Genomic DNA, 8,621 nt, shown 5'->3' with positions numbered 1-8,621 from the left:
CTTTCGAAATTCAGGATAAATTCTATAATGTGAACAAAACCACGGGCGCTAGCCCGTGGTTTTTGCCGTTCTAAGCTTCGGATTTATCGCGCTTCGGAACGAAGAAGATGGCCGTCATCCCTTCTCCTTGCCTTACTCTCCCTCGTATGCCTGCTCCAGCGAGCGAATGTCGATCTTGGCCTTCGTCCTTAGCAGCGCCTTCATCACTCTCTCCGAGCGCTCCGGATCGGGGCCGCTGACCATCTCGGACAGCCGCGACGGAACGATCTGCCACGACACGCCGAACTTGTCCTTCAGCCAGCCGCACACCTGGGCCCGCTCGTCCCCGCCCTCGGCGAGCTTCTCCCAGTAATAGTCCAGCTCGTCTTGGTCGTCGCAATGGACGATGAAGGAGATCGCCTCGTTAAACGTAAAGTGCGGCCCGCCGTTCAAGGCGACGAACGGCTGCCCGTCCAGCCGGAACTCCACGGTCATGACGGATCCTTCGGCGGCACCGCCGCGGTTGTCCTTGCCGTAACGGGCGATTCTTCCGATCTCGGAATTCGGGAATACCGACGTATAGAACTTGGCGGCCTCTTCCGCCTGAGAGTCGAACCACAGGTTGGGGGTGATTCTCTGAATCTTGCTTCCCATTCCAATCTCCTCCTTCGCCTTATCGTCTACCCTCATTGTAGCCTATCGAGCGGCCCGGCATTTCTTCCGGATTGCTCGATTGAACGCGGCTCCGGTTCGTCTGAGCGGACGATCGGTTAAGGAACGGTTAAATAGGGCAGCCGAACAATGAAGCGGGTCCCGCGATTCAACCGGCTCTCCGCTTCGATCGTTCCTTCGTGGGAGAGGAAGAATTGCTTGGCGATCGCAAGGCCCAGGCCCGTTCCCCCGCCGTCTCGGTCCCGCGCCTCGTCCGTTCGATAGAACCGGTCGAACAGATGAGGCAGATGCTCCGGGGCGATCCCGATCCCGGAATCTTCCACCGCAATCGCGAGCCGTCGGTCGGCGTCGTTCTCGAGCCTGACCTCGATCGTTCCCCCGCTTGGCGTATATCGAATGGCGTTCGCGAGCAGGTTGACGAGAACCTGCTTCATGCGGCCCGGGTCCATGAACAAGATTGTCCGGTCGGTCGAGACATCCAATCGAATCGCGATCCCCTTCTCTTCCGCGAGCGGCTCGAAGGCCTGAACGATCCGCCGCGCCAGATCCGCCATGTCGGCGTCCTGCTTGTTCAAGCGCAGTTGGCCCGCTTCCGCCAAGGATAAGGTTCTTAAGTCTTCGACCAGCCGGTTCAGCCGTAGGAGCTCGTCCTGCAGCGGCAGCAGCGTCTCGGGGGGAACCGGCCGGCCGCGCTGCTGCAGATCGTCCAGCTTCCCTCCGATGATGGTGAGGGGAGTCCGAAGCTCGTGGGCGATATCCGCGGACAGATTCCGGCGAAGCTTCTCCGCTTCCCCCAGCTTCGCGGACATTCGATTGAACGCCGACGCGATCTGCCCGTACTCGTCGTTCGCGTCGACGGGAGCCTGCACGCCAAGCTCCCCTCTTCCCAGCCGTTCGATCGGCGGGAGGAGCGCCCGGAGCGGAGAGGCCAGCCACCGCGACAGGCGGTAGGCGATGACGAGAGTGATCAGAATGAGCAGCAGTCCGCTGCCGATCAGAACGAAGAGGACGGAGATCGGGATGCCGATCATGATTTTGTTGAAATACGCGACTTCCGGGTCGTAATAGTACAGTCGCCCGATGGGCTCGCCCCGGAGGGCGAGGTCTTCCCGAACCCCGAGACGGGCGATCTGCTTCGGCGGGGAATCGCCTTGATGCAGGACCGTTCGCCGTTCTTCGTCCAGCACGAGCAGGCTCGGCCGGTCCCGATCGATCGAGGCCAACAGATCCAGTCGGGCGACCCCTTCCCAGGACCGATTATGGTTCGCGTAATAGTCGGACAGCCGGGACGCGAGAGACGCCGCTTCTTCCGCTCTCGCCGCGTGGATGCTGGCCCCGACGGCGCGCTGCGTCACATAATGGGTCAGCGCGATAAAGACGGCGCTAATCCCCACGACCGTTACCGCCATCGTCCAGAAGATCTTCCGATGGAGCTTCACGACTGGCCCCCGAAGCGGTAGCCGAACCCGTACACGGTCTCAATATATCTAGGATTCGATAGATCGTCTTCGATTTTTTTCCGCAATCGGCTGATATGGGCGTCTACCGTTCTCTCTACGTTGATCAGATCGTCGTCAAGGGCGGCCTTGAGCAGCTGCAGACGGCTGTAGACGATCCCGGGCTTGACGGCGAGCGTCAGCAGCAGCTTGAATTCGGTCGGCGTCATGCCGATCTCGACTCCCCGCTTCCAGACCCGGTGCTGCGAGCTAGAGATGATCAGGTCGCCGCGAACCAGATGTTCTTCGGCAGCCGGACTGTCCTGCAGCCTGCGAAGCACCGAGCGGATACGGGCGAGCAGCTCCCTTAGCGAGAACGGCTTCACGATATAATCGTCCGCCCCGACTTCAAGACCGATGATCTTGTCCATCTCGTCCGACTTGGCCGTGACCATGATAATGCCCGCCCGGCTTCGCTTCCGCAATTCGCGGCACGCGTCGAGTCCGCTCATCTGAGGCATCATCCAGTCCAGCACGACCAGCGCCGGGTTCTCCTTGTCCGCCAGGGCGAGAGCCTCCGTCCCCGTCCGGGCCGTGACGATCCGGAATCCTTCCTCTCTTAGAAAAGAACTCATGAACTCGAGAACCTTCTCTTCGTCGTCCGCCAATAATAGAGTTTCGGCCATGAGCGGCACTCCCTTCTCTCGATGCTCTCCTTGTCATTATAGACGGAACCGGGAGAGACCGGATAAAGATCACGACATTCGCAAACGATCGTTATAAGTTCGCAACATGGGTTTGGTAAAGTGATCGGTAGCTGAAGACGGAAGGAGAGAATTGCTTCATGGCTTATCGGCTGAGTCAGAAAAGCAAACAGCTGCTGGTCGCCATTCACGTGATCGCCGTGGCGTCCTGGACAGGCGGTACGTTCGGGATGCTGCTTCTGGGCATTTATCTGGGCAGCTCGGCCAATGGGGATCAGCTAACGTATACGCTCGCCAGCATGGAAGTCATCGACGAGAACTTGCTGAAGTATCCCGCTCTGCTGATTTTGCTGACGGGCATCCTGTTATCCATATGGACGCAATGGGGGCTCGTCAAGCATTACTGGGTCGCGATCAAGCTGACGCTGACCGTGGCGACGATCTTGATCGGCATCTTCTTCCTCAACGATTGGACGGAATCGCTTGGGGATCTGGTCCGGGAGTCGGGGTTTGCCGCCATGCGGGACCCGGCTTACCGGTCGACGCGGACCTCCATGCTCGTCACGGCGGGCTTCAATTTAGTTTGTCTTCTGCTTATGGTTTTCATTACGTACTTCAAACCGTTCGGGAAGATCAAGAAGAGACGGGCTCCGGGCCCGTCCCCAACATCGAAGAGGAGCTGATCGAATTTGAACGCGAAAAGCATCGTTAAAGAAAACGGCCTTCTTATCCTCGGATTGGGCGCGCTTGCGCTGATTCGGCCGATTATGAAGATGACGGGGGTCATGGAGCTGATCGGTCAAGCCTTCGGCAGCATTCTGACGACCGTCCTGATCTCGCTGGCCTGGCTGGCCATCGTCCTCGCGAAGAGAGTCTCTTCGCCCGTGACCGTACTCGTCGGCGCGGGGTTATGCTATGCGGCGCTCGCCATCGTTCTGAGCGGCATCGCGTCTCCCCTCATCGACGGGAAATTGCAGGGGCCTCTGACGAACCCCCTTGCGATCGTCAGCGTCTTGGCGATCAATGCGATCTGGGGTCTTATCGTGGGCGGAATCGCGAAGGCTCTGAGCCGGCAAAGATGAATTACGGTCCTCTCCCAGCTTGGCGTTGAACCCTCCCGACTGTGACAGACGCCGCCGAACTTTGTATAATCAAGAGTCGAGTGCTTCCGGCGTACAACAACGACTCCAATTCAATCCAGAGGTGCCTTCAACGTGGGAGACCCGATATTCAAACGTTCGGTGGAGATGACGCTTAAGGTCATCGGGGGCAAGTGGAAGCCGGTTATCTTGTGCCACCTGACCGATGGCGTGAAGAGATTCGGCGAATTGCGGCGCGAGATGCCCGCCATTACGCAGAAAATGCTGACTCAACAGTTAAGAGAGCTGGAGGAAGACGGCATTATCAGCCGCAAAGCCTTCAGCCAGGTTCCTCCCAAGGTCGAATACTCCTTAACGGAATACGGCCAAACTCTGAAAGAAGTTCTGGATGTAATGGCAAGCTGGGGGTTGCGGCACTGGACGTCCGCCGATCCCGGAGACCCGGCTTTGCCTCCGGACACCCCTCCTGCAATCCAAACGGATAAGCAACGCTGACGACTCGGGCAACCGGGTCCTTTTTTTTCTGCGGATGACCCATTCGCATGCGAACCGCCTCCGGTTCTATCGTCCAATAGTATCCTTCGAGGTACTACGTTCCCTAACAGTGCGTACTTTTCATTATGCATGCGAGAGACTAGAATGAATCTCGACTTGTCCTACATCCTCTCAAACCAAGGAGCGTGCATCATATGGAGCTGCAGTTGGCGCTGGATCTGGTCGACATTCCCCAAGCCATCGAGGCGGTCAAGGAAGTCGAAGCTTATATCGATATCGTGGAGATCGGCACGCCGGTCGTCATTAACGAAGGCCTGCGGGCGGTGAAGGAAGTCAAGAACGCCTTCCCCCATCTGAAGGTTCTTGCCGATCTCAAAGTCATGGATGCCGCGGGATACGAAGTCATGAAGGCTTCCGAGGCCGGCGCGGATATCGTCACGATTCTGGGCGTCGCCGAGGATATGACCATCAAGGGCGCCGTCGAAGAAGCCAAGAAGCAGGGCAAGAAGATTCTGGTGGACATGATCGGCGTGAAAAATCTCGAGCAACGGGCGCAAGAAGTGGACGCTCTCGGCGCGGACTATATCTGCGTGCATACGGGTTACGATCTGCAGGCCGTCGGCCGAAATTCCTTCGAAGACCTTCGGACGATCAAACGCGTCGTCAAACAAGCGAAAACCGCCGTCGCCGGAGGAATCAAATTAAGCACTCTTCCCGATGTCATCCAGTCCGAGCCCGATCTGGTCATCGTCGGAGGCGGAATTACCGGGGAGCCGGATAAGAAAGCCGTCGCCGCCGAAATGCAAAAAATGATTAAACAAGGCGCTTCCGCCTGATGCGGACGGCTCAATACCTGGCCAGGATTCAAAGCGAATTAAGCCGCGTCGCAGACTCGATCTCCGATGCCGAGGCCGAAGCTCTTATTACGCGAATTCTCCAATCGCGCAGAATTTACGTTGCGGGGGCCGGACGCTCGGGACTGATGGTGCGGTCGTTCGCCATGAGGCTCATGCATCTCGGCTTGGAAGCTTACGTCGTCGGCGAGACGGTCACTCCCGGTCTGTCCCGAGGCGATCTGCTGTTGATCGGTTCCGGTTCGGGCGAGACGAGAAGTCTGATTCCGATGGCGCAGAAGGCGCTAAGCCTCGGGGCCTCCGTGGCCGCCGTTACCCTGTCGGCCGAATCGACGATCGGCCGAATGGCGGACGTATCCGTCGTTCTTCCCGGATCGCCCAAGGAGCGAAGTCATTCGGGGCAGGATACCATTCAACCGATGGGCTCCTTGTTCGAGCAATCGTTGTTCCTGTTCTTCGATGCCGTCGTCCTAAGGCTTATGGAGCTCCGCTCCCTGGACTCCCAAGCGATGTTCAGCCGGCATGCGAATCTGGAATAGCCTTTTTTTCCACAATGCAAAATGCAAAAGAGGCCCGCGTCTCTCGAACGCCGGGCCTCTTCTTCCTTGCGATTCCGCTTACGGAATGCGGCTTCTACTCCTAGCTTCGTCCCAGCAAGCCTTGAACGTTCTCACGCTGTCGAACCGGGAATCGCGATCCAAGCTCACCGCTCTTAGCGCCACCTCGTAGAGCGGTCTTCCCGCTTCCCACTTGGAGAACGAGCGATCCGTCTCTCCTCCCAGCAGGCCGAACGCGATCGCCCCCATCGTGAATACGTTCGTTCGGGCGTCGATCGGCGCGCCCAGCTCGAATTCTTCCGGCGCCTTCGACCTCGCGGCCCCCCAGAAGCTCTCCCCCATGTCGTTCACGGAAGGAGCCTTCCGGTAGAAGTCGATGTCGCAGATCTTCGTCTCCTGATTCGCGAAGTCGTACAGAATGCTGCCGTCATAGAAGTCGACCGCGACATACCCTTGGGATTCCACGTGGACATGAAAAGAAAAAACGGCATCCAGCGACCGCAGCCGCCTCTCCAAGGACAACTGCCGGTACCGGTAAAACGGCGAGTCGGGATGGCTGTACTTCGCCGCTCCCGCGAACGACCAGTGCGAATGCAGGCACTCGCCTTCGAACCATTCGAAGACGGCCGCATAGCCGCCGCCGGCGGTGCGGAAATGATCGATCAGCCGGATCAAGCGCGGGTGCTCCAGCACGGAATAGAGCGGTATGGCCTCCTCCAGCCGAGACACCGCGTCCCGCGGGTCCCCCATGTAGTCCATCGTCCGCGCTCCCGCGTATTTGACGAACAACCTTCGGCCTTCCTTCTCCACTCCGAAGGCGATATTGCCTGAATCCTGCTGGTCGAACGCTCGACAGACTCGGCCGAGAGACGTCAGCCATTCCAGATCGTGCGGTTCCCGGAGATGGAACGCGACCTCGCCGATCGTATACTTGATCATCTCATTCCCTCTCGTTATCCGGGGAATGGCGCAGTTTACCGGGCTATATGCGCAGTCCCCTATTCGATTGCGCCCTCTTGATCTCGTATTTCCTCGTCATAGCGCATCGCTCCCTTCGGGCCTTCAGGTTCATGCCCCATTTTATCTCAAATATCCACCGCGATGAAGACGATTCCCGACGGGATCCCAGCGCCAACCGTACGTTACTTCAGGTTCGTTCGACGGAATCGGACGAAAATATAAATTCCGGTCAGGACGATGACGACCCCCGCCCCGAGGAACCACGACTGGACCCCGTATCTCTCGACGACGGGTCCGGCCAGAGCGAGACCGACCGGCGACGACAGCAGCATGAGACTCGTGACGAGCGAGATGACTCGACCTAGCTTCTCCGGCTCGAACGCTCTCTGGATCATGGCCATGTACGGTCCGTTGAACAGCGGCCCTGCCGCGCCCATGAAGAACGACAATACCGCGAAGACCGCGAAGGCTCCGCCGCCCAACGCTCCGCTGATCAGACAGGTCAAGCCGATGACGGCCAGACTCAGGCTCATATACGTCGTGTCCTTCCACTTGGAGGCGAGCGCCGACAAGAGAGCGCCGCCTAAGATCATGCCGATGGCGAAGACGGCTTCCACCAGACTCGCGCTGTACCCACCAAGGCCGAAGTGCGACAGCGTCATCAGGGGGAACAGAGTGGCGAGCGGCATAAACGCGATCCCGAAGATCGTCGTGGCGAACGTGATCGCGACGATCGGCTTCTCGGCGATGAGCGACTGCCAGCCGAGCTTGAATTCCATAAGGAACGAAGGCGCCTCGGCGGCCTCCGGCTTCGGCTGAGGGATGGCGACGAACAGCAGCATGAGATTGGCGAACAACGCGCCGGCCACGTCGAGCAGAAGCACCGTGCCGAGAGAGGAGGCCGAGTAGACCGCGATACCGAGCGCAGGCCCGACGACGCTGGAGAAGGAGAACACCATCTGGTGCCACCCGGCCACGCGGGTCAGTTGCTCTTCGGGCGCGATCAGCGGAATGGCCGCCTGGAAGGCCGGAGCATGGAAGGCGGAAGCCGCGGAGCGAATCATAAGAATCGCGTACACGACCCCCAAGCTGGGTTCACCCAGATAGAAGAAGACGCCCAGCAACAGGCTGAAGAACGCGATGGCGCCGTCCGCGGCGATCATCGTGAGTTTGCGGTTCCATCGGTCCAGCCAGACTCCGATGAACGGTCCCAATAGCGCTTGGGGGAGGAAGGAAGCCAACCCGGCTATCATGAGCACCCCAGCGGAGCCCGTCGTCTCCGTCAGATGCCAAATGACCGAGAATTGAACCATCGAGGATGTTAATATCGAGAAGATTTGTCCGCTGAAAATGATCGAGAACGTTTTTTTCCACTTTAAATTCATCGTTGCAGTCTCCTTATCGTTCAAGCGTCTTGCCCGACGCCCGTTATGAGCCGCCCTATCTAGAGCAGCACAAAAAAACTCATTCGACCGATCGGCAACAAAAAAAGGCACACAACAAATAAACCCACCCATAGCCGTTCTTCCAAAGGGTTGAGTCGATTCGTTCCGTACCTCGAGTTACCGTAAGCGCATCGAATGGGTCAACGGGAGTACCTCCAACGAATTTGACTCCATCCTAACATAGCCCTTCGAGGGGATGCAACAAGGACAAGGCCGAGGAAGATCGAGTAGAGTCCGCCTGTTATCCGTGCAAGACCGCCGTCGAATCATAATCCTGCACACGATTTCGATAGAATCGCTCCTTCCTCCGGAAGCCCGGCCGCCTTATGATCTCTATGCAACGCTCGATCATGACCCCATGGAGAGGAGGGATGCGCGCCATAATGACACCGCTTACATTCGACGACGGCCGTCGGAAG

10 protein-coding genes are annotated in these 8,621 nt (G+C 58.5%); 5 read left to right on the top strand and 5 right to left on the bottom strand.

Annotated features, from left to right (window positions below):
• Nucleotides 1-132: 132 nt before the first annotated feature.
• From H7B90_RS03245 to H7B90_RS03235, 3 genes are all read right to left on the bottom strand, one after another.
• On the bottom strand, nucleotides 133-633 hold the full coding sequence (locus H7B90_RS03245) for a VOC family protein (RefSeq protein ID WP_185134440.1): 501 nt from the start codon (nucleotides 631-633) through the stop codon (nucleotides 133-135).
• Nucleotides 634-749: 116 nt separating this feature from the next.
• Entirely contained in the window at nucleotides 750-2,090 is a 1,341-nt protein-coding gene (locus H7B90_RS03240; protein WP_185134439.1) for a sensor histidine kinase, read from the bottom strand.
• A complete protein-coding gene (locus H7B90_RS03235) occupies nucleotides 2,087-2,773 on the bottom strand; it encodes a response regulator (RefSeq protein WP_185134438.1) in 687 nt (228 codons plus the stop codon). The genes H7B90_RS03240 and H7B90_RS03235 overlap by 4 nt, the downstream gene beginning before the upstream one ends.
• Before the next feature lie 158 nt (nucleotides 2,774-2,931).
• Between H7B90_RS03235 and H7B90_RS03230 the strand changes: the two genes are divergently transcribed.
• The 5 genes from H7B90_RS03230 to hxlB all read left to right on the top strand — a co-directional run bounded on the left by H7B90_RS03230 (nucleotide 2,932) and on the right by hxlB (nucleotide 5,779).
• A complete protein-coding gene (locus H7B90_RS03230; RefSeq protein WP_185134437.1) occupies nucleotides 2,932-3,474 on the top strand; it encodes a hypothetical protein in 543 nt (180 codons plus the stop codon).
• Between the two features lie 6 nt (nucleotides 3,475-3,480).
• Entirely contained in the window at nucleotides 3,481-3,873 is a 393-nt protein-coding gene (locus H7B90_RS03225) for a hypothetical protein (protein ID WP_185134436.1), read from the top strand.
• Nucleotides 3,874-4,038: 165 nt separating this feature from the next.
• Nucleotides 4,039-4,386, top strand: coding sequence for a winged helix-turn-helix transcriptional regulator (locus H7B90_RS03220; RefSeq protein WP_185134442.1), 348 nt, complete (start codon nucleotides 4,039-4,041; stop codon nucleotides 4,384-4,386).
• A 194-nt stretch (nucleotides 4,387-4,580) separates the two neighbouring features.
• The gene (gene hxlA / locus H7B90_RS03215) at nucleotides 4,581-5,222 is read left to right on the top strand and encodes a 3-hexulose-6-phosphate synthase (RefSeq protein ID WP_185134435.1); all 642 of its coding nucleotides are present in this window, start codon (nucleotides 4,581-4,583) and stop codon (nucleotides 5,220-5,222) included.
• Complete coding sequence (gene hxlB, locus H7B90_RS03210) at nucleotides 5,222-5,779, top strand: 6-phospho-3-hexuloisomerase (RefSeq protein ID WP_185134434.1); 558 nt, start codon at nucleotides 5,222-5,224, stop codon at nucleotides 5,777-5,779. The genes hxlA and hxlB overlap by 1 nt, the downstream gene beginning before the upstream one ends.
• 78 nt (nucleotides 5,780-5,857) lie before the next feature.
• Here the strand turns inward: hxlB and H7B90_RS03205 are convergent, their stop codons facing one another.
• Both H7B90_RS03205 and H7B90_RS03200 read right to left on the bottom strand, forming a co-directional pair.
• Nucleotides 5,858-6,736 carry a serine/threonine protein kinase gene (locus tag H7B90_RS03205; RefSeq protein WP_185134433.1) on the bottom strand — a complete coding sequence of 293 codons (879 nt, stop codon included), beginning with the start codon at nucleotides 6,734-6,736 and terminating at the stop codon, nucleotides 5,858-5,860.
• Between the two features lie 203 nt (nucleotides 6,737-6,939).
• A complete protein-coding gene (locus H7B90_RS03200) occupies nucleotides 6,940-8,142 on the bottom strand; it encodes an MFS transporter (RefSeq protein WP_185134432.1) in 1,203 nt (400 codons plus the stop codon).
• Between the last annotated feature and the right edge of the window lie 479 nt (nucleotides 8,143-8,621).

The sequence above is a fragment of the Cohnella xylanilytica genome, assembly GCF_014212175.1.
Taxonomy (GTDB): Bacteria; Bacillota; Bacilli; order Paenibacillales; family Paenibacillaceae; genus Cohnella; species Cohnella xylanilytica.
This window is presented reverse-complemented; position numbering and strand designations above follow the sequence as displayed.

Bases quoted from the DNA above. Each gene is read 5' to 3' on its own strand.
- H7B90_RS03245 (WP_185134440.1), bottom strand. From the start codon at position 633: ATGGGAAGCAAGATTCAGAGAATCACCCCCAACCTGTGGTTCGACTCT.
- H7B90_RS03235 (WP_185134438.1), bottom strand. From the start codon at position 2,773: ATGGCCGAAACTCTATTATTGGCGGACGACGAAGAGAAGGTTCTCGAG.
- H7B90_RS03230 (WP_185134437.1), top strand. From the start codon at position 2,932: ATGGCTTATCGGCTGAGTCAGAAAAGCAAACAGCTGCTGGTCGCCATT.
- H7B90_RS03220 (WP_185134442.1), top strand. From the start codon at position 4,039: ATGACGCTTAAGGTCATCGGGGGCAAGTGGAAGCCGGTTATCTTGTGC.
- hxlA (WP_185134435.1), top strand. From the start codon at position 4,581: ATGGAGCTGCAGTTGGCGCTGGATCTGGTCGACATTCCCCAAGCCATC.
- hxlB (WP_185134434.1), top strand. From the start codon at position 5,222: ATGCGGACGGCTCAATACCTGGCCAGGATTCAAAGCGAATTAAGCCGC.
- H7B90_RS03205 (WP_185134433.1), bottom strand. From the start codon at position 6,736: ATGATCAAGTATACGATCGGCGAGGTCGCGTTCCATCTCCGGGAACCG.
- H7B90_RS03200 (WP_185134432.1), bottom strand. From the start codon at position 8,142: ATGAATTTAAAGTGGAAAAAAACGTTCTCGATCATTTTCAGCGGACAA.